17 protein-coding genes are annotated in these 17,053 nt (G+C 69.1%); 6 read left to right on the top strand and 11 right to left on the bottom strand.

Annotation, left to right across the window (positions count from 1 at the left end; genetic code table 11):
• Positions 1-68: 68 nt before the first annotated feature.
• The 4 genes from BLQ49_RS11320 to poxB all read right to left on the bottom strand — a co-directional run bounded on the left by BLQ49_RS11320 (position 69) and on the right by poxB (position 4,767).
• On the bottom strand, positions 69-662 hold the full coding sequence (locus BLQ49_RS11320; protein WP_091715896.1) for a LutC/YkgG family protein: 594 nt from the start codon (positions 660-662) through the stop codon (positions 69-71).
• Complete coding sequence (locus BLQ49_RS11315) at positions 659-2,230, bottom strand: lactate utilization protein B (protein WP_091715894.1); 1,572 nt, start codon at positions 2,228-2,230, stop codon at positions 659-661. The genes BLQ49_RS11320 and BLQ49_RS11315 overlap by 4 nt, the downstream gene beginning before the upstream one ends.
• On the bottom strand, positions 2,227-2,970 hold the full coding sequence (locus tag BLQ49_RS11310; protein WP_091715893.1) for a (Fe-S)-binding protein: 744 nt from the start codon (positions 2,968-2,970) through the stop codon (positions 2,227-2,229). Before BLQ49_RS11310 ends, BLQ49_RS11315 begins: the two co-directional genes overlap by 4 nt.
• A 66-nt stretch (positions 2,971-3,036) precedes the next feature.
• Positions 3,037-4,767 carry a ubiquinone-dependent pyruvate dehydrogenase gene (gene poxB / locus BLQ49_RS11305; RefSeq protein ID WP_091715891.1) on the bottom strand — a complete coding sequence of 577 codons (1,731 nt, stop codon included), beginning with the start codon at positions 4,765-4,767 and terminating at the stop codon, positions 3,037-3,039.
• Between the two features lie 168 nt (positions 4,768-4,935).
• On the opposite strand from poxB, the gene BLQ49_RS11300 reads away from it, so the two are divergent.
• Together BLQ49_RS11300 and BLQ49_RS11295 are read left to right on the top strand one after the other, a co-directional pair.
• A complete protein-coding gene (locus BLQ49_RS11300) occupies positions 4,936-5,328 on the top strand; it encodes a DUF2267 domain-containing protein (RefSeq protein ID WP_091715889.1) in 393 nt (130 codons plus the stop codon).
• A 175-nt stretch (positions 5,329-5,503) separates the two neighbouring features.
• Complete coding sequence (locus BLQ49_RS11295) at positions 5,504-5,722, top strand: hypothetical protein (protein ID WP_091715887.1); 219 nt, start codon at positions 5,504-5,506, stop codon at positions 5,720-5,722.
• 14 nt (positions 5,723-5,736) lie between these two features.
• On the opposite strand, the gene BLQ49_RS11290 is transcribed toward BLQ49_RS11295, so the two are convergent.
• Both BLQ49_RS11290 and BLQ49_RS11285 read right to left on the bottom strand, forming a co-directional pair.
• Positions 5,737-6,633 (bottom strand): hypothetical protein, encoded by an 897-nt coding sequence (locus BLQ49_RS11290; RefSeq protein WP_091715885.1) that lies wholly within the window; start codon positions 6,631-6,633, stop codon positions 5,737-5,739.
• 82 nt (positions 6,634-6,715) lie between these two features.
• Positions 6,716-8,791: a M3 family metallopeptidase gene (locus BLQ49_RS11285; RefSeq protein ID WP_208859039.1), complete on the bottom strand. Its 2,076-nt coding sequence runs from the start codon at positions 8,789-8,791 to the stop codon at positions 6,716-6,718.
• A gap of 193 nt (positions 8,792-8,984) precedes the next feature.
• Here BLQ49_RS11285 and BLQ49_RS11280 point away from each other — a divergent pair, with 193 nt between their 5' ends.
• The 3 genes from BLQ49_RS11280 to BLQ49_RS11270 all read left to right on the top strand — a co-directional run bounded on the left by BLQ49_RS11280 (position 8,985) and on the right by BLQ49_RS11270 (position 11,697).
• Entirely contained in the window at positions 8,985-9,869 is an 885-nt protein-coding gene (locus tag BLQ49_RS11280) for an extensin-like domain-containing protein (RefSeq protein ID WP_244507546.1), read from the top strand.
• Between the two features lie 74 nt (positions 9,870-9,943).
• The gene (locus BLQ49_RS11275) at positions 9,944-11,053 is read left to right on the top strand and encodes a L,D-transpeptidase family protein (RefSeq protein WP_091715881.1); all 1,110 of its coding nucleotides are present in this window, start codon (positions 9,944-9,946) and stop codon (positions 11,051-11,053) included.
• Positions 11,054-11,307: 254 nt separating this feature from the next.
• Positions 11,308-11,697, top strand: coding sequence for a response regulator (locus tag BLQ49_RS11270; RefSeq protein ID WP_091715880.1), 390 nt, complete (start codon positions 11,308-11,310; stop codon positions 11,695-11,697).
• 39 nt (positions 11,698-11,736) lie between these two features.
• On the opposite strand, the gene BLQ49_RS11265 is transcribed toward BLQ49_RS11270, so the two are convergent.
• Together BLQ49_RS11265 and rsmI are read right to left on the bottom strand one after the other, a co-directional pair.
• Positions 11,737-12,126, bottom strand: coding sequence for a YraN family protein (locus BLQ49_RS11265; protein WP_091715878.1), 390 nt, complete (start codon positions 12,124-12,126; stop codon positions 11,737-11,739).
• Positions 12,123-13,079: a 16S rRNA (cytidine(1402)-2'-O)-methyltransferase gene (gene rsmI, locus BLQ49_RS11260; protein ID WP_091715877.1), complete on the bottom strand. Its 957-nt coding sequence runs from the start codon at positions 13,077-13,079 to the stop codon at positions 12,123-12,125. The genes BLQ49_RS11265 and rsmI overlap by 4 nt, the downstream gene beginning before the upstream one ends.
• Positions 13,080-13,214: 135 nt before the next feature.
• On the opposite strand from rsmI, the gene BLQ49_RS11255 reads away from it, so the two are divergent.
• Positions 13,215-14,468 carry a penicillin-binding protein activator gene (locus tag BLQ49_RS11255; RefSeq protein ID WP_208859038.1) on the top strand — a complete coding sequence of 418 codons (1,254 nt, stop codon included), beginning with the start codon at positions 13,215-13,217 and terminating at the stop codon, positions 14,466-14,468.
• Here BLQ49_RS11255 and hemW read toward each other — a convergent pair whose 3' ends face one another.
• From hemW to rph, 3 genes are read right to left on the bottom strand one after another with little or no spacing between them, the layout of a single operon-like run.
• Positions 14,469-15,644 carry a radical SAM family heme chaperone HemW gene (gene hemW, locus BLQ49_RS11250; protein ID WP_091715875.1) on the bottom strand — a complete coding sequence of 392 codons (1,176 nt, stop codon included), beginning with the start codon at positions 15,642-15,644 and terminating at the stop codon, positions 14,469-14,471.
• Positions 15,645-15,682: 38 nt separating this feature from the next.
• Positions 15,683-16,312: an RdgB/HAM1 family non-canonical purine NTP pyrophosphatase gene (gene rdgB, locus BLQ49_RS11245; protein WP_091715874.1), complete on the bottom strand. Its 630-nt coding sequence runs from the start codon at positions 16,310-16,312 to the stop codon at positions 15,683-15,685.
• Positions 16,309-17,022: a ribonuclease PH gene (gene rph, locus BLQ49_RS11240; RefSeq protein WP_091715872.1), complete on the bottom strand. Its 714-nt coding sequence runs from the start codon at positions 17,020-17,022 to the stop codon at positions 16,309-16,311. The genes rdgB and rph overlap by 4 nt, the downstream gene beginning before the upstream one ends.
• Between the last annotated feature and the right edge of the window lie 31 nt (positions 17,023-17,053).

Genomic DNA, 17,053 nt, shown 5'->3' with positions numbered 1-17,053 from the left:
GATCTCCTTGCCGGACGACGACCTCTCCGTCGTCCAAGCAAGGGACGCGCCCGATTTGCGGTTCCAGCTCAAGCTATTTTCGGCTGCATGACGACCGTGAGCGAGCGCACCCCCTGCGCCCCGTGGATCAGCACGCCCTCAATATCGGCCGTAGCCGATGGGCCGGTGTGCAGCACCGCGTAGGCCGAGCGGCCGAATTCTGGCCGCCGATAGGCCGCCTGGACGTTGCGCAGGATGTCAGCCGGATCGAGCAGGACGACGAGGTGCTGCGCGAGGTAGGCAACGGCGTTCACGATCAACTGGTCCTGCGTGAACAGCACCGAGCCCGTCTCGGCGATGCCGAACACCGCCCGGACCACCGCCACGTCGACATCCTCGACCTCCTGCGGATAGCGCACCGCCCGCAGGTCGCGGTTGCCCGTCAGCTCCGGGACCGCCGAGGCGATCACCTTCGCGCCGTCGAGCCGCTCGCGCACGCCCGCGAAGATGTCGCCTGCCTGGGGCTCGGCCACCCGGCCGCCCATGCGCTTCAACCGCTCGCCGAATTCGGCCACGAGATCGTCGCCGACGAGCGGCGTGAACAGCGGCACGTCCGGCAGCGGAAATTCGCCCGCCGGCCGGTTCCGGCGGATCTCGGCCAGGATCGCGTCGCGCGCGCTCATGGCTGCGTCCCCTTCATGCGGTTCTGCTTGTACCAAGCGTGGAAGGTCTGGCGCGGGGCGTCGGGCATCTCGCGCTTCTTCCCCCAGGTGTTGAGCGGGTTGTAGACCGCGAAGCGCGGCAGCACCTTCAGGGCGGAATCGGCAGCGCCGATCGCCGCCCGGTAGGCGGCGGGCCGCGACAGCACCGCGCCCGCGGCCTTCATCATGCCCTGCTTAAGCGCCGGGATCTGGTGCTCCTCGACCAGCACCTTGCGCCACGCAAAAATCTGCTCGTGGATGTTGATCTTCACCGGGCAGACGTTGGTGCAGGAGCCGTTCATCGTCGAGGAGAACGGCAGCGTCGAGTATTTCCGCTTGTTGAAGGTCGGGTCGATGATAAGGCCGATCGGGCCCGAATAGGTCGCCCCGTAGGAGAGGCCGCCCGAGCGCCGGTAGACCGGGCAGGTGTTCATGCAGGCGCCGCAGCGGATGCACTTCAGGGAGGTCCAGAACTCCTCCATGCCGAGCCGTTCGGAGCGGCCGTTATCGACCAGCACCATGTGCATCTCGGTGCCCTTGCGGGGCGCGCGGAAATGCGAGGTGTACTGGGTGATCGGCGAGCCGAGCGCCGAGCGCGACAGCAGCCGGATGAAGACGCCGAGATGCTCGACCTTCGGGATGATCTTCTCGATGCCGATCGAGTGGATCTGCAAAGGTGGGACGTTGCCGGAGAGGTCGGCATTGCCCTCGTTGGTGCAGGTGACGACCGAGCCGGTCTCCACGATGGCGAAGTTGCACCCGGTCATGCCGGCATCGGCCTTGAGGATGTAGGGCCGGGTCGTCTCGCGCTGGCTTTCGGCGAGGTAATGGGCGTCGTCGTTGTCGGGGTCGGTACCGAGCGTCTTCGCAAACACCTCGGCCACGTCCATCCGGGTCTTGTGGACCGCCGGGGCGACGACGTGGCTCGGCTCCTCGTTGTCGAGCTGCTGGATCCGCTCGCCGAGATCGGTCTCGATGATCTCGATGCCGTTGGCCGCCATGTGATGACGGAAGCCGCACTCCTCGGTGAGCATCGACTTCGACTTCACCAGGGTCTTGGCCCCGTGGCTCCGCAGGATCTCCAGCACGATGCGGTTGTGATCCGCCCCGTCCTTCGCCCAGTGGACGTGGACGCCGTTGGCCTTCGCGGCGGCCTCGAACTGCTCAAGGTAGCGGTCGAGGTGACTCAGCGTGTGCGTCTTGATCTGGGAGGCCAGCTCGCGCAACTCCTCCCACTCGGGGATACCGTGCGCAGAGGTGTCGCGCTTCTTGCGCAAATCCCACAGGCGCTCGTCGTGGGCCGCCTGATGGAGGGGCGCGGCGAGGAAGCGCTCGGCGGCCTCGGACTGATTGATCGGCCGGTCGCCGCGGATCTTGGCGCCGCGGGGCTGGGGCTCGCGGACCTGCGGAGCGCGGATCGGCTTCGAGGCGGCCTCGGCGTGCTGGAGCCGGACGCCGTCCTGCGAGCGCTCGCTCTCGTCGTTCGGGGCACGCACCTCCGGGTGGATGACGCCCTCGCGCTCGCGCGGGTTCAGATCCTCGACGCTCATGCGGCGGCTCCGTTCAGCACCTGCGCGATGTGGATGTACTTGAGCGGCAGCCCAAGGCGCTCGGCGCAGCCCTTCTGATGCATCAGGCAGGAGGAATCCGCCGAGACGACGTATTCGGCGCCGGCGCGGTTCTGATCGGCCACCTTGTCGTAGCCCATCTTGGCCGAGACCGCGGGCTCGAACACCGAGAAGGTCCCGCCGAAGCCGCAGCACTCGTCCGGCCGGGCCAGATCGACCAACTCGACGCCGTCGACGAGGCGCAGAAGGTCGAGGGGCTTCGAGTAATAGGGCTTCACCAGCTCCGAGGGCCGGGCATGGTGGATGCCGCGCAGGGCGTTGCAGTTGGTGTGGTAGGCGACCTTGTGGGGGAAGCTCGCCCAGGGCAGCGCCTCGACCTTGAGCACGTCGTGCAGGAATTCCACCAGCTCGTAGGTGCTGGCGCGGACGTGGCGAACTTCATCGGTCTGCGGAATCGCGGTCAGGTGCTCGCGGACCTGATGGACGCAGGAGCCGGAGGGCGCCACCACATAGTCGAAGCCCGAGAAGTTCTTGACGAACAGGGCTTCGGTGGCCGCGGCCTCGGCGTGGCAGCCGGTGTTGGTCATCGGCTGCCCGCAGCAGGTCTGGTCGAATGGATACTCCACCGTGCAGCCGAGCCGCTCCAGCAGCTCCAGCGTGGCGATTCCGACCTCCGGTTCGAAGGCGTCGACGTAGCACGGCACGAACAGGCCGACCCGCATGGTCCGGCTTCTCCCTGGATCGCCGCCCCCGGTGGTCTGGAACGGTTCGAGACTGATACTCAGGGTCTACCGGATGAGGTTGGTCTTGGCGAGGTCGAGGACCGCGTCACCGCGTCCGTCCATCACGGCGCGCAGGACATACAGGCTGAATCCTTTCACCTGCTGCCCGTCGACCTTGGGCGGCATCGACAGCTCGTTGCGGGCCGTGCGGACGTCGAGGAGCGATGGACCGTCGAAGGCCAGGAACTCGCGCATGGCGCCCGGCAGCTCGGCGGGGTCTTCGACCCGCAGGGCGAAGATGCCGGCCGCCCGCGACATCGCGGCGAAGTCGGGGTTGTCGAGGGCGACGCCCGTCTCAAGGTAGCCGGCCGCCTTCATCTCCAACTCGACGAAGCCGAGCGTGCCGTTGTTGAAGATCACGACCTTTAACGGCAGGCGGTGCTGCCGCAACGTCAGAAAATCGCCCATCAGCATCGCGAAGCCGCCGTCGCCGCACAGCGCGATCACCTGCCGGTCGGGCTGGCAGGCCTGCGCGCCGATCCCCTGCGACAGGGCGTTGGCCATGGAGCCGTGCACCCAGGAGCCGAGGAGCCGCCGCTTCCCGTTCATCGCGAGGTAGCGCGCCGCCCAGATGGTCGGCGTGCCGACATCGGCGGTGAAGATCGCGTCGTCCGCGGCCGCCTCGCTGATGGTGCGGGCGAGATATTGCGGGTGCAGCGGCCCGCCTTGCTTGCCGGTGGCGAGGTCGTCGAGCCCGGTGCGCGCCTTGGCATAGTGCTTCAGGCTGGCCTCCAGGAAAGACCGATCGGCCTTGGGCTTGAGGCGCGGCAGCAGCGCTCGGAGGGTCGCCCCGACATCGCCGACGAGCCCCAGCTCGATCCGGCAGCGCCGGCCGAGCTCCGACGGGCGCAGGTCGATCTGCGCGACCTTCGCGTCCTGCGGGTAGAACTGCTTGTAGGGGAAGCCCGTGCCGAGCATCAGCAGGGTGTCGCACGCCATCATGGCGGCGTAGCCCGACGCGTAGCCGATCAGGCCGGTCATGCCGACATCGTAGGGGTTGTCGAACTCGACGAATTCCTTGCCGCCGAGCGCGTGGACGATCGGGCTTTTGAGCGCCTCGGCGAGTTGCAGCAGCTCGGCATGCGCGCCGGCGCAGCCGCGCCCGCACAGCAGCGTCACGCGCTGGCCGGCATTGAGCATCGCGGCCAGCGCGTCGAGTTCCGGATCTGCCGGCCGGACCACCGGCTTGGCGGGGATCAGCCCGGCACGCGGCGCCAGGGCGCGCTTGGGTGCCTCGCGGAGCGCCACATCGCCCGGCAGGACGATCACCGCCACGCCGCCCTCGCCCACGGCGGCGCGGATCGCGTTCTCCAGCACGAACGGCATCTGCGCCGGGTCCGAGATCAGCTCGCAATAGTGGCTGCAGTCGCGGAACAGCTCGGTCGGCTTGGTCTCCTGAAAATAGCCCGAGCCGATCTCGGGCGACGGGATGTGGGCAGCGATCGCCAGCACCGGCGTGCGGCTGCGATGCGCGTCGTAGAGCCCGTTGATCAGGTGCAGGTTGCCCGGGCCGCAGGAGCCGGCGCAGACCGCGAGCCGGCCGGTAACCTGCGCCTCGCCGGCGGCCGCGAACGCCGCGGTTTCCTCGTGGCGCGTGTGGATCCAGTCGATCCGGCCGCGCGCCCGCAGCGCCTCGGTGATCCCGTTGAGGCTGTCGCCGACCACCCCGTAGATGCGGGCGACACCCGCTTCCTGAAGGGTCTCGGCGACGACGTCGGCAACGTTGCTGATGCGCATGATCCAGCTCCCGGTTCGGCCTCGGGCTGGAATCTGGAACCCGGAGCCCGGAAGTCACCCCAGACCTGCGCGCGCCGGCGTCTGTCCCCGGCAACCCGGCACGCGCGCTTGATTTCCGGCGTCCCAGAGTCGAAGGACGACTGGAAACGTTCCGAAGAGATCATCACCATGGAAGAACTGCTCGCCCGCGTGACCGCCCGTACCGGCCTCGACGCCGCGACGGCCCAGACCGCGATCGGCCACATCCTCGCCTTCCTGCAGAAGGAGGGGCCCGAGACGGAGGTGAACCAGCTTCTGGCGGCGCTGCCGGGATCCGAATCGCTGATCGCCGAATCGAATGCCGGCGAGGGTGGCGGAGGCGGCCTGATGGGCATGCTCGGCGGCATGATGGGTGGCGGCGGCGTGATGGCGCTCGGCCAGAAGCTGATGGCGGCCGGCGTTCCAATGGGCCAGATGCAGCCGCTCGGTCAGGAGCTGTTCGCCTTCGGCCGCGAGAAGGTCGGTGAGGACGCGATGGGACCGATCATCGGTTCGATCCCAGGTCTCAACCAGTTCGTCTGATCTCGCGCTGCGGGTGCGCGGCCACACAGAATTCGGGGCCGGCCTGAACGATCGTGAAAAAACAGTTTCCGGGCGAAAGCTTGACGGAACCTGTCACCACGATCCCCGTTATTGGGGGTGTGGTCGGAATCGGCGCCATCGGCGACGTTCGCGACCGCAATCCAACAGGCCGGCCATGCCCGTCTTCGAAGCGAAGAACCTGGACTCTGCGTTCGAGGGCCAAGCCCTCCTCGCCGCGATCCTGCATCCGACGCGCGCGGCCCAGACCCGCGCGCTGCGCCACGGCCGGCGCCGCGCCGAGCGTGCGGCTGCGATGGCCGATCCGCTGACCCTGGAACCGCGATTCCCGGTCACCGTCGACAGCCTGGCCCCGACGCCTTACCCGTCGCGCTGAACCTTCGGACCGCGCTACCAGGGCTGCGGCGTGACGAGGCCCTGACGGGTCACCACGACCCAATCCCGTCCGCGGCGCTCGATGCCCTCGACGCGACCGAAGCCCGGTAGGGTCTCGCCCGGCCCGATTTCGAGGAGCCGGTGACGGCGGTTCTCCAGGATCGCCATCCCATCGTAGACCTCGCGGACCGCCCAGGCGTCGATCACCGGCGGCTTGTCGCTCAACGAAGCCTTTTTCACGTCGGCCGGCCTGGCATCGGAGAGCTTCGCCTCGGTGATCTTGGCGTCCGTAACCTTGGGCTCCGCTGCCTTCGGCTCGACGGCGCGGGTCTCGGCGAGGCTTCCCGTCTGGGTCGGCTCGGGCTTCACGACCGTCGCGGCCCGGCGGTCGATCTGGGAAGCGAGACCAGAGATCCGGGCGTTCTGCTCCCGCTCCACCTGCTCCAGCCGTTCGCCGAGGGCCGCGGTCTTGGCGCTCAGATTCTTGTCGAGCTGCGCGAGGCGCTCGCCGAGCGCGCCGCTGCGGGTCGATGCCTCCCTGCGGGCGGTGTCGGTGGAGGCGCGCAGGTCGGCCAGAACCTGATGGAGCTGGGCGATATCGCTGCCGAGACGCGCGGTCTCGGTCCGGCCAGCATCGAGCGTCGTGCTGAGCGCTGCGACGGCGTCGCTCGACAGGGCGGACGAGCGCGTCATCGCGATGACGCCGCCACCGAGCAGGGCACCGAGCGCGAGGCAGGCGCCGGGGATCGCCAGGGTCCGCCGGTCGATCCCTTTCAGCGAACGCAGCACCGCAAGCGTCGGTGCGGCGGCCTCCGGCGCCTCGGCATCGGCTGCGGATTCGGCCTGGCCGGTCACAACGGCCTTCAGCAGATCGTCCGGCGAGACGGCCGGCTTGGTCTCGGTCTTGGTCATCGCCCCCAACTCCGGTGCAGGACGTCACTGCAAGCCTTCGTTAAGGACGTTTGTTTACGAAACCCTTACCGGCCGTCTGGGCTCACGCCGCGAGTCCGCGCTTCTTGAGCAAGGGCTCGATGCTCGGCATTCTACCGCGGAAGGCCGTGTAGGCCTCGCGCGGGTCGCGCAGGTTGCCGGCGCCGTACACGAAGGTGCGCAGGCGCTTCGCTGTCTCCGGATCGAAGATGTCGCCCGCCTCACGGAAGGCGTCGAACGCGTCGGCATCCAGCACCTCCGACCAGAGATAGCTGTAATAGCCGGCCGCGTAGCCGTCCCCCGAGAAGATGTGGGCAAAGTGCGGCGTCCGGTGCCGCATGCCGATCTCGGCCGGCATGCTGATCCGCCGCAACGCCTCGGCTTCGAAGGCCGGCACGTCGAGCCCCGCCTCGCCCTCGGCGGAGAGGTGGAGCGTCATGTCGACGATCGCGGAAGCCGTGTACTCCACGGTGGCAAAGCCCTGGTTGAAGGTACGGGCCGCGAGCAGCTTCTGAAGCAGCGCGTCCGGCATCGCCTCGCCAGTCTGGTGATGGCGCGCGTGGGTCCGCAGGACCTCCGGCTGCTCCAGCCAGTGCTCGTAGAGCTGCGAGGGCAGCTCCACGAAGTCCCGGGCCACCGCGGTGCCAGAGAGCAGCGGATAGGTCACGTCCGACAGGAGGCCGTGCAGGGCGTGGCCGAACTCGTGGAACAGGGTGCGCGCGTCGTCGAAGGACAGCAGCGTGCTCTCCCCCTCTGGCGCCTTGGCGAAGTTCATCACGTTGACGATGATCGGCGTGATCGGGCCGTTCAGGCGCTCCTGTGAGCGGAAGGCGCTCATCCAGGCGCCGGAGCGCTTGGTGGCCCGGGCGAAGTAATCGCCCAGGAACAGCCCGACCTCCGACCCGTCCGGGTTGCCGACCCGCCAGACCCGCACGTCGGGGTGGTAGCGCGGCACGTCGGCCAATTCCTCGAAGGTCAGGCCGAACAGTCGGGAGGCCGTGTCGAACGCCGCCTGGATCATCCGCTCCAGGGGCAGGTAAGCCTTGATCTCGCTCTCATCGAGATCGTGCTCGGCGCGCCGCACCTTCTCGGCGTAGTGGCGCCAATCGTGCGCCTGGAGGGTGAAGTTGTGGCCCTCGTCCTGGATCGCCGCCTGGAGGCGGTCGCGCTCGTCGCCCGCCCGCGCCCGGGCCGGGGTCCAGACGTCGCGCAGGAGCCCGGTGGCCGCGTCAGGGCTTGCCGCCATCGTGTCATCGAGAGCGAAATGCGCGAAGCTGTCGAATCCCAGCAGGCGGGCCCGCTCGGCGCGCAGCTGGATGATCTCGGCCGCGATCGCGCGGTTGTCGGTCTCGCCGCCATTCTCCCCACGCCGGGTCCAGGCCGCGTAGGCGCGCTCGCGCAGATCGCGGCGGGTGGAGAAGACAAGGAAGGGCTCGATCAGCGAGCGGGACAGGGTGATGACGTGACCTTCGAGCCCCCGTTCCTCCGCGGCGCTCCGGGCGGCGGCGCGCAGGAACGGCGGAAGCCCGGCGAGATCATCCTCGGTCTCCAAGGGAAGCGTGAAGCTGCTCTCGTCGGCGAGGAGATTCTGGCTGAACTTGGTGCCGAGTTCCGACATTCGCGCCGCGATCTCGGCGATGCGCGTTTTGGCGTCCGGTTCGAGCGTCGCGCCGGCCCGGCGGAAGCGGATGCGGTAGCGGTCGAGGACGCGCCGCTCCTCCGGACCGAGCCCCTCGGCCTCAGCGTCGACCGCCGAGATCCGCGCCCAGAGCTGTGGGTTCAGGTAGATCGCGCTGCCGTGGCGGGCGAGCTTCGGCCCGATCTCGCGCTCGATCGCCTGCAACTCCGGGTTCGTGTGGCTGCCGGTCAGGTTGTAGAACACGCCAGCGACCCGTTCGAGGGCTTGCCCCGCCCGCTCCATGGCCGCCACCGTGTTGGCGAAGGTTGCGGGCGCCGTTTCGGCTGCGATCGCATCGATCTCGGTGGCATGGGCGGCGAGCGCCGCCTCGAAGGCTGGCTGATAATGCTCCGGCGCAATCTGCTCGAAGGGCGGGATGCCGAAGGGCGTGCTCCAGCGCGCCTCGCGGAAGGAGTTGTCCTGCGGCAGGCTCGGGAGCCCGGCTTCAGCTGCGTCCGGCATTCGGTCCTCAAAAATCCATCTCGGCGGTGACGCGTCGGCTCGGCGACGGTGTCCGCGCTTGCGCAGAGAGTGTCCGGTTCGCGGCATCCGTCAACCGCGGTGGCGATCCGAATGGCCGCTCGCTCGTTTGTGTGAACCAACGCCCACGCTTCGAGGCCCTATGCCGGGACGTCCTTTGCAGATCCGCCGCCCGATGCCAGCCCTGGCGTACGGTGCCCTCACCCTGGTTCTCGCGGCAATCCCCGTCGCGCCGGGTCAGGCGGCCGAGACCCCGGCAACCAGTGTTCCCGTCCCCCCACCCCTGCCGCCGGAGCGACCCGACACGTTGAAGCCGCCGTCCGAGCCGGCAACACCACCTCCGACGCCACCGGCCCGACCGGCGGAGCTCACGCCAACCTCACCTGCGCCTAAGGAAGCACCCGCCGCCGAGAAGGCCGCCGAGCCTGGCAAACCCGAGATCCCGGTGCCGCCGCCCACGCCGCCGGGGCGACCGCCGGAACTCTCCGGCGACGCCGCGCTCTCCCTCAAGGTTACGCCTCCGGACGACACCGCCTGTCGGACCCGCCTCAAGCGGCTCGGGGTCGATTTCGAGCCGCTGCCGCCGATCGCGGAGGGCCAATGTACGGCGCCCTTGCCGCTCAAGGTCACCAAGCTCGCCGACGGCGTCGGGCTACCGCAGGGGGCGACACTCACCTGCCGAACGGCGGAGGCGCTGGCGCGCTGGGTGACGGAGGTTCAGACCGAGGCCGAACGGGTGCTCAAGCACGGCCTGACGGGTCTCGAACTCGGCGGTACATACGTGTGCCGCGGTCAGAACCATGACGTCGATGCCAAATTGAGCGAGCACGCCTTTGCGAACGCCGTCGATGTAATGGGCTTCTCGTTCTCGGGCCACGCCACCATACCGGTGAAGGCGATGCCAGAGGGCTCCGACGAAGCCGACTTCCTCAATGCTGTCCGCGGCAAGGCTTGCGGCTTCTTCCGCACGGTCCTGGGGCCGGGCACGAACGCCGCCCACGCCAACCACTTCCACCTCGACGAACGTGAGCGCACGGCCGGTCATCGCCTCTGTGAGTAGCGCCCGTGGAACGTTCCTGGGCGCATGGGCTTTGTGGGTGCGAAGCGCCCCCGCTTCCGGAGACGACGACGGCGATGAGCGCGAGACCCCTGCGGCCGGTTTACGCGGCTCTCCTGGCGAGTTGCCTCGCCGCACAGGTGGCCGCGGCCCGTCCGGGTCCGAAGGCGGCCGAGCACGAGGCTCAACCACCTGCCCTGACGGCCGAGGTCGTCAATGGGGCGTCCCTGTCATCGCAGGGGCAAGACACGTCGAAGAAGACGGACGGCGATCGGAAGCGCGAAGCCGGCAAGGGCGATGAGAAGCCCGATCCGTTGATCGTCAAGGCTCAGATCCTGCTGGACCGCGCTCACTTCTACCCCGGTGCGATCGACGGCCTATTGGGCGAGAACTACAAGCGTGCGCTGTCCGCCTTTGCGGTGGCGCAGGGGCTCCCGGCCACTCAAACGCTGACGCCGGAGGTCTGGGACAAGCTTCAGGCGACGAGCGATAAGCCGGCGGTGACGGATTACACGATCACCGATGCCGACACCGCGGGACCCTACGTCGACAAGATCCCGCCGAAGATGGAACAGCAGGCCGACCTGAAGGCGATGGACTACACCAATCCGCGTGAGATGCTGGCCGAACGCTTCCACATGAGCCGCGCCCTCGTCACCGCGCTCAACCCCGACAAGCCTCTCGATAAGGCCGGCACCAGCATCACGGTCGCGGCCGTGGATCCCATGGGGACCGACAAGCCGAAGGCGAAGGACTTGCCCTACGATCCCAAGGTCGAGCGCATCGAGGTCGACAAGACCAGCCGGGATGTCCGAGCGTTCGGGGCCGATGGGAAGCTGTTGGCCTATTACCCCGCCTCGATCGGCAGTACGGAAAAGCCGGCACCGAGCGGCGACACGAAGGTCAAGGGTGTCGCGTTCGACCCGGATTATACCTACAACCCGAAATACGCGTTTAAAGGCGTGAAGACCAAGCACAAGTTCACCATCCAGGCTGGGCCGAACAACCCGGTCGGACTAGTCTGGATTGATCTCGCGATCCCAAGCTACGGCATTCACGGAACTCCTGAGCCCGAGAAAGTTGGGAAAACCGAATCGCACGGCTGCATCCGTCTGACCAACTGGAACGCTCGCGACCTCGCAGCCCACGTGGCGCGCGGCGCCAAAGTCAGCTTCAAGGACGACTGAAACCGTGTTCGGCGGTCGAGCCGTCACCCGACGAAAATGTTTCATCCGTTAACATTCCGCTCCGTGCCGGTGCTGGAACGGCTGGCGAACGCTTGACACATTGCCCGTTCCGGGCGACGCCAAAGGCTGCCTCGTGAACCGTTCTTCGTAGCCGCACCCGGCGTTCTGGTGTGCCGAGTAAACGGTTTCCGAGCATCGATTATCGGACGGTTAGGTCCCCGGTTCGGGGGCACTCGAAGGGAAGACGGCCCGGCGTGATTGCTGACCCCAACGATGACGTCCTGAACGGCGTCCGCGTGCTCGTCGTCGAGGATGAGGCCGCGATCTCGATGCTGCTTGAGGACATGCTGCTCGACTTCGGCTGTGCCGTCGTCGGACCGGCGGCTCGTCTGTCTTCCGCCCTCGAGATGGCGGCTCAGGAGACGTTCGAGGTCGCGATCCTCGACGTGAACGTGGCGGGAGAACCGATCTACCCGGTGGCCGAGGCCATCGCGAAGCGCGATCTGCCGCTGGTCTTCTCCACCGGCTACGGCGGGGCCGGCATCCGCGAGCCATTCCGCGACCGGCCGGTGGTGCAGAAGCCGTTCAGCCAGGCCGAGTTGAAGCGGACGTTGATCGGCGCGATCCGCGCCGCGCGCGCCTGACCCGGCTGCGCCCGGCATCGGAGCCGGGCGGTGGTCGCGTCACAGGCCCTCGATCGGGAACGCATCGACGACATGCGCGGGCCAGCCGCGCGCCCCAATAAACACGGCGTCCGCCCGATAGGTCATGCCGGCGCTCCAGGCGTTGCGGCCGATCCAGGATCTGACTGCCCGTGAGAAGCGCCGCCGCTTGGCGGCATCGATCGCCTCCCGGGCATCATCGCGCCGGGGACGCGCCTTCACCTCCACGAACGCAATGGTGTTCCAGCGCTGGACCACCAAATCGATCTCGCCCCCGGCGAGGCTGACGCGCCGGCCGACCGGCCAGTAGCCCTTGAACATCAGCGCCACCAGAGCCAGCCATTCGGCGCGATAGCCGCGCCGATAGGCGGCCCGGCGCTGTTCGGTCCGGGCGGGCCGAATGCCGGTCATCCCTCGCTCCGCGCCAGGGCGAGCGCCCGCGTGTAGACCAGACGCCGCGGCTGACCTGTCTCGTCGGCCACGAGGCTCGCGGCGTCCTTGATCGAGTGACGTTCCATCGCCGTCTTGAGCAGTGCGTCGAGGGCGGCATCGCCCTCGACGGTTCGCTCCTGCACCGGGGCCGCGCCGATGATGACCACGATCTCACCCTTCGGCGGGCCGTCCTCGGCGAACCGCGCGCTCAGGGCGCCCAGCGTGTCGCGGCGGATGGTCTCGTACAGCTTCGTGAGTTCACGGGTCACCGCCGCAGGGCGATCGGCGCCGAGAATGGCGGCCGCGTCGGCCAGCATCTCCGGAAGCCGGTGCGGCGACTCGAACAACACCTGTGTGCCCGCGACCTGAACCAGAGCTTCGAGGCGGTTGCGCCTTGCACCCGCCTTCTGCGGCAGGAAGCCCTCGAAGAAGAAGCGGTCCGTGGGCAGGCCCGCCGCCACCAGAGCGGTCATCACGGCCGAGGGACCGGGGACGGGCGTGATCGGGATGCCGGCCTCGATCGCGGACTGCACCAACTTGTAGCCCGGGTCCGACACCAGGGGGGTACCCGCATCCGACACCAGGGCCAGCGCCTCGCCAGCGCGCAATCGGCCGACCATCCGCTCACGGACCGCGTCGTTGGAATGCTCGTGGTAGGCAAGGAGCGGCGTCGTGATCCCGTAATGCGCGAGAAGGGTCCGGGTCACCCGCGTATCCTCCGCGAGCACCGCATCCGCCGCGGCCAACGTCGCCAGGGCGCGGATCGTGATGTCGCGCAGGTTGCCAATCGGTGTCGCCACGATGTGGAGGCCGGGTGCGAGCGGTTCGGCCTCGCTCGCGAGCCCGAACGCCGTGAAGGTTGCGGTCCGTGGGCGCTCCCCGGCGGGCTTGCGCGGCGAGGGGGTCGTCGGGGCGTCGAATCGGCGGGTCATCGTTGACGATCTTGCCACACTGGCCGGCTCTCGTCGCGCCGAAGCCTTGCCGCGGGGGGCAAGTGCCGATCCCTGCGTTTACATTTTCTGACCGCGCTATCACGCTGCTGGGGCCAGCCCGAAGGAGACCGCGTCATGGCGCGCCCGACCGGCGCGCCGGTCGGGCGCGTCACTGCCCTGAGTGCCGTCCTCTGTTCCGCCCTCCTGTCGTTGGGCGGCTGCATCGGCGGCGACGTTGCCCGGCGGGGGCCGTCGCCCCGGGCCGCGATCGCACCCCCTACGGATGTCCCGCGCGACGCCCCGAGCTTGGCGCCTTCGACGCCCATGGCGGCGTCCAACCAGCGGATCGGTTCCGGATCGGTGAAGGTCGCTCTGGTGTTGCCGCTGACCGGACAGGGCGCAGCCGTGGGGACGGCGATGCGCAACGCCGCGCAACTCGCCTTCGACGAGTCACAGCAGCTGGATCTCACGATAGTGGTCGAAGATGACCACGGCAGTCCGGACGGCGCCCGGGAGGCGGCCCAGGAAGCTGTACGCAAGGGCGCCGAGATCATCCTCGGGCCTGTCTTCGCCGGCAGCGTCCAGGCCGCTGCCAGCGTGGCCAAGGCGGCGGGCAAGCCGGTCATCGGCTTCTCCACCGACGCGACCGTGGCGGCTCCGAACGTCTATCTGCTGAGCTTCCTGCCGCAGCCGGAGGTGGACCGGGCGGTCGAGGACTCGGTAGTGGGTGGCAAGCGCTCCTTCGCAGCCCTGATTCCCGAGACCGCCTACGGCAATGCCGTCGAGGCAGCTTTCCGCGAGACCGTGGCACGCCGGGGCGCCCGCGTGGCAGCGGTCGAGCGGTACCCGGCGGGCAATCCGGGTCCGGCGGTCGAGCGGCTGGCGCGCGTCGTCAACGGCCCGGGCGCGACGGCCGACGCGCTGTTCATCCCAGAAACCGCCGAAGCACTGCCGGCCGTCGCGGCGGCACTGACGAAGACCGGCTTTTCGCCGGCTCGCGTCCGGCCGATCGGGACGGCCTTGTGGAACGAGCCCTCGCTCTTCGCCCTGCCCGCGCTCCAGGGCGGCCGCTTCGCCGCGCCCGACCGCGGCGGCTTCTCGAGCTTCAGCGGACGCTACCAAGCGCGTTTCGGCGCGGTGCCGCCGCGGGTCGCCTCCCTCGCCTACGACGCGGTGATGCTGGCCGCGGCCCTGGCGCGCCAGTACGGCTCACAGCGCTTCGCCGAGCCCACACTGACCAACCCGGCGGGCTTCGCCGGCGTCGATGGGACCTTTCGCTTCCGCCCGGACGGGCAGAGCGAGCGGTCGCTGGCGGTCTTTGAGATCCGCAACAACGCCGCGACCGTCGTAAGCCCGGCCCCGCGCGTGCTGGGCAAGCCGGGGATCTGATCAGGCGGCGAGTTCGGCGACGATCGCGTTGAGGACCGGCGCGCCGCGCGCCGTCGCGGCGATGCGGCCGTCGCCGCGCCGCTCCAGCAGGCCGTCGCCGATCAGCATGCCGATCCGGTTGCCGTTCAGCGGCCGGCCCTTCAGCGCGGCATAACGGGTCGGATCGATCCCTTCGCGCAGCCGCAGCCCCATCACGAGGAACTCGTCGGCCTGATCGGCGGGCGCGAGGGACTCGATCTCCGTGATGCCATGGCCATCGCGCTCGACCCGGGTGAGCCATGCCTCGGGTCCACGCTCCGTCACGGTGCCGATCCGCTCAGTTGTCGTCACGAGCCGCCCATGCGCACCGGGCCCGATCCCGGCATACTCGCCGTAACGCCAGTAGAGCAGGTTGTGGCGCGACTCTGCGCCGGGGCGCGCGTGATTGGAAATCTCGTAGGGCGGCAGGCCGGCTCCTGTGCAGAGTTCCTGCGTCACGTCGTAAAGGGCTCGGCCCACATCGTCGTCGGGGATCACGAGCTTGCCCGCGTGGGCAAGGCCGTGGAACGGCGTACCGGGCTCGATGGTCAACTGATAGAGGGACAGGTGCTCGCCCGCGAGATCTAGGGCTGCGCCGAGTTCCCCCCGCCACTGCACGGGAGTCTGGCCGGGCCGCGCGTAGATCAGATCGAAGGAGGTCCGCGCGAAGGTGGCCTGCGCGACGCGGATCGCGTCGAGCGCCTGCGCCACGTCGTGGAGACGGCCGAGCACGCGCAGCGATGCGTCGTCGAGCGCCTGCACGCCCAGCGAGACCCGGTTGACCCCCGCCGTGCGATAGTCGCGGAAGCGGGAAGCCTCGACGCTCGACGGGTTGGCCTCCAGGGTGATCTCCGCGTCCGGCGCCACCGGCCAGCGCGCCGCCACGGCGTCGAGGAGCCCGGCCACCGTGGCGGGCTGCATCAGCGAGGGCGTGCCGCCCCCGAGGAAGATACTGGTGACGGTGCGGCCGGGTGTCCGCGCCGCGACGTGATCGATCTCGGCCCGGAAAGCGGCCAGGAAGCGCGGCTCGTCCACGCCACCATGGCGGACGTGGCTGTTGAAGTCGCAATACGGGCACTTCGCCGCGCAGAAGGGCCAGTGCAGGTAGACGCCGAAACCCGCATCGCGGGTCGGGTGGTTCGGGCCGGTCTCGTCCATGATGGGGGTGATGTGAGCGGCCGCGCCCGGTTTGGCAATCAGGCTTCGGACGCGAGGCAGGCGCGGCTTAGCTCCACGAAGGCCCGGGCGCGGTGCGACAGCCCCTGCCCTCGCTGCCAATCGACCCCGTGCTTCTCGTCGGCCGTCATCTCCCCGAAGGTGCGGTCGTGCCCGTCCGGTCGGAAGATTGGATCGTAGCCGAAGCCGGCCGAACCGCGGGCCGCCACGAGGTCTCCGAACACCCGGCCCTCGAACAGCTCGGTGTGACCGTCCGGCCAAGCGAGCACCAGGGCCGAGACGAAATGCGCCCGGCGATCCCGCGCGCCGCGCCGGTCGAGCTCGGAAAAGATCCGCGCCATCGCACCCGAAAAATCCTTGGTCGGCCCGGCCCAGCGCGCGGAAAAAATGCCCGGCGCGCCGTCGAGGGCGTCGACGCACAGGCCGGAATCGTCCGCGAAGGCGGGCAGGCCCGTGGCCTCGGTGGCGGCCCGGGCCTTGATCGCAGCGTTCTCGGCGAACATCGTGCCGGTCTCGTCCGGCTCGGGCAGGCCGAGATCCCCGGCCGACACCGCCTCGATCCCGAACGGCGCCAGCAGCGCGCGCATCTCGGCGAGTTTGCCGGCATTGTGGGTGGCGATGACCACCTTGCCCGTCAGCCGCCGGCTCACGCGATGGCCTCCCTCTGAAGGGCGACCAGCCGGTCGGTGCCGGCGCGCGCGAGTCGCAGCAGTTCCAGCAACTGATCCTGCGAGAACGGCTCCATCTCGGCGGTCCCCTGAACTTCGACGATGCCGCCCCGGCCAGTGAGGACGAAGTTGGCGTCGGTCTCGGCCGCCGAATCCTCGGCATAGTCGAGGTCGAGCACCGGCGTGCCCTTGTAGAGGCCGCAGGAGACGGCCGCGACGTGGTCGCGCAGCGGATCGACCGAGATGATGGAGCGCGTCCGCATCCAGGCGAAGCAATCGTGCAGCGCCACCCAGGCGCCCGTGATGGCGGCGGTGCGGGTGCCGCCATCCGCTTGGATCACGTCGCAATCGACCGTCACCTGTCGCTCGCCGAGCGCCGGCAGGTTGGTCACCGCCCGCAGGGAGCGCCCGATCAGCCGCTGGATCTCCTGCGTCCGCCCCGACGGCTTGCCGGAACCGATCTCACGGCGGGTGCGTTCGTGCGTCGCACGCGGCAGCATGGCGTATTCGGCCGTGACCCAGCCCTTGCCCGAACCGCGCAGCCACGGGGGCCCGCGCTCCTCCAGCGATGCGGTGCAGAGCACCCGGGTGTTGCCGAAGCTGACGAGGCAGGAGCCCTCGGCGTAGCGCGAAACCGCGCGCTCCAGGCTCACGGGCCGCAACTCGTCGGCGGCACGCTTGGAAGGCCGCATCGCGGGCCCTTTCTATGAGGAACGTCGAGGG

It is taken from the genome of Methylobacterium phyllostachyos, from assembly GCF_900103445.1.
Taxonomy (GTDB): Bacteria; Pseudomonadota; Alphaproteobacteria; order Rhizobiales; family Beijerinckiaceae; genus Methylobacterium; species Methylobacterium phyllostachyos.
The sequence above is the reverse complement of the archived record's forward strand: the minus strand, read 5'-3'. Positions and strand labels throughout refer to the sequence as shown.

What these genes read in the sequence shown, in the direction of transcription:
- BLQ49_RS11320 (WP_091715896.1), bottom strand. Translation starts at nt 662, where the DNA reads ATGAGCGCGCGCGACGCGATCCTGGCCGAGATCCGCCGGAACCGGCCG.
- BLQ49_RS11315 (WP_091715894.1), bottom strand. Translation starts at nt 2,230, where the DNA reads ATGAGCGTCGAGGATCTGAACCCGCGCGAGCGCGAGGGCGTCATCCAC.
- BLQ49_RS11310 (WP_091715893.1), bottom strand. Translation starts at nt 2,970, where the DNA reads ATGCGGGTCGGCCTGTTCGTGCCGTGCTACGTCGACGCCTTCGAACCG.
- poxB (WP_091715891.1), bottom strand. Translation starts at nt 4,767, where the DNA reads ATGCGCATCAGCAACGTTGCCGACGTCGTCGCCGAGACCCTTCAGGAA.
- BLQ49_RS11300 (WP_091715889.1), top strand. Translation starts at nt 4,936, where the DNA reads ATGGAAGAACTGCTCGCCCGCGTGACCGCCCGTACCGGCCTCGACGCC.
- BLQ49_RS11295 (WP_091715887.1), top strand. Translation starts at nt 5,504, where the DNA reads ATGCCCGTCTTCGAAGCGAAGAACCTGGACTCTGCGTTCGAGGGCCAA.
- BLQ49_RS11290 (WP_091715885.1), bottom strand. Translation starts at nt 6,633, where the DNA reads ATGACCAAGACCGAGACCAAGCCGGCCGTCTCGCCGGACGATCTGCTG.
- BLQ49_RS11285 (WP_208859039.1), bottom strand. Translation starts at nt 8,791, where the DNA reads ATGCCGGACGCAGCTGAAGCCGGGCTCCCGAGCCTGCCGCAGGACAAC.
- BLQ49_RS11280 (WP_244507546.1), top strand. Translation starts at nt 8,985, where the DNA reads ATGCCAGCCCTGGCGTACGGTGCCCTCACCCTGGTTCTCGCGGCAATC.
- BLQ49_RS11275 (WP_091715881.1), top strand. Translation starts at nt 9,944, where the DNA reads ATGAGCGCGAGACCCCTGCGGCCGGTTTACGCGGCTCTCCTGGCGAGT.
- BLQ49_RS11265 (WP_091715878.1), bottom strand. Translation starts at nt 12,126, where the DNA reads ATGACCGGCATTCGGCCCGCCCGGACCGAACAGCGCCGGGCCGCCTAT.
- rsmI (WP_091715877.1), bottom strand. Translation starts at nt 13,079, where the DNA reads ATGACCCGCCGATTCGACGCCCCGACGACCCCCTCGCCGCGCAAGCCC.
- BLQ49_RS11255 (WP_208859038.1), top strand. Translation starts at nt 13,215, where the DNA reads ATGGCGCGCCCGACCGGCGCGCCGGTCGGGCGCGTCACTGCCCTGAGT.
- hemW (WP_091715875.1), bottom strand. Translation starts at nt 15,644, where the DNA reads ATGGACGAGACCGGCCCGAACCACCCGACCCGCGATGCGGGTTTCGGC.
- rph (WP_091715872.1), bottom strand. Translation starts at nt 17,022, where the DNA reads ATGCGGCCTTCCAAGCGTGCCGCCGACGAGTTGCGGCCCGTGAGCCTG.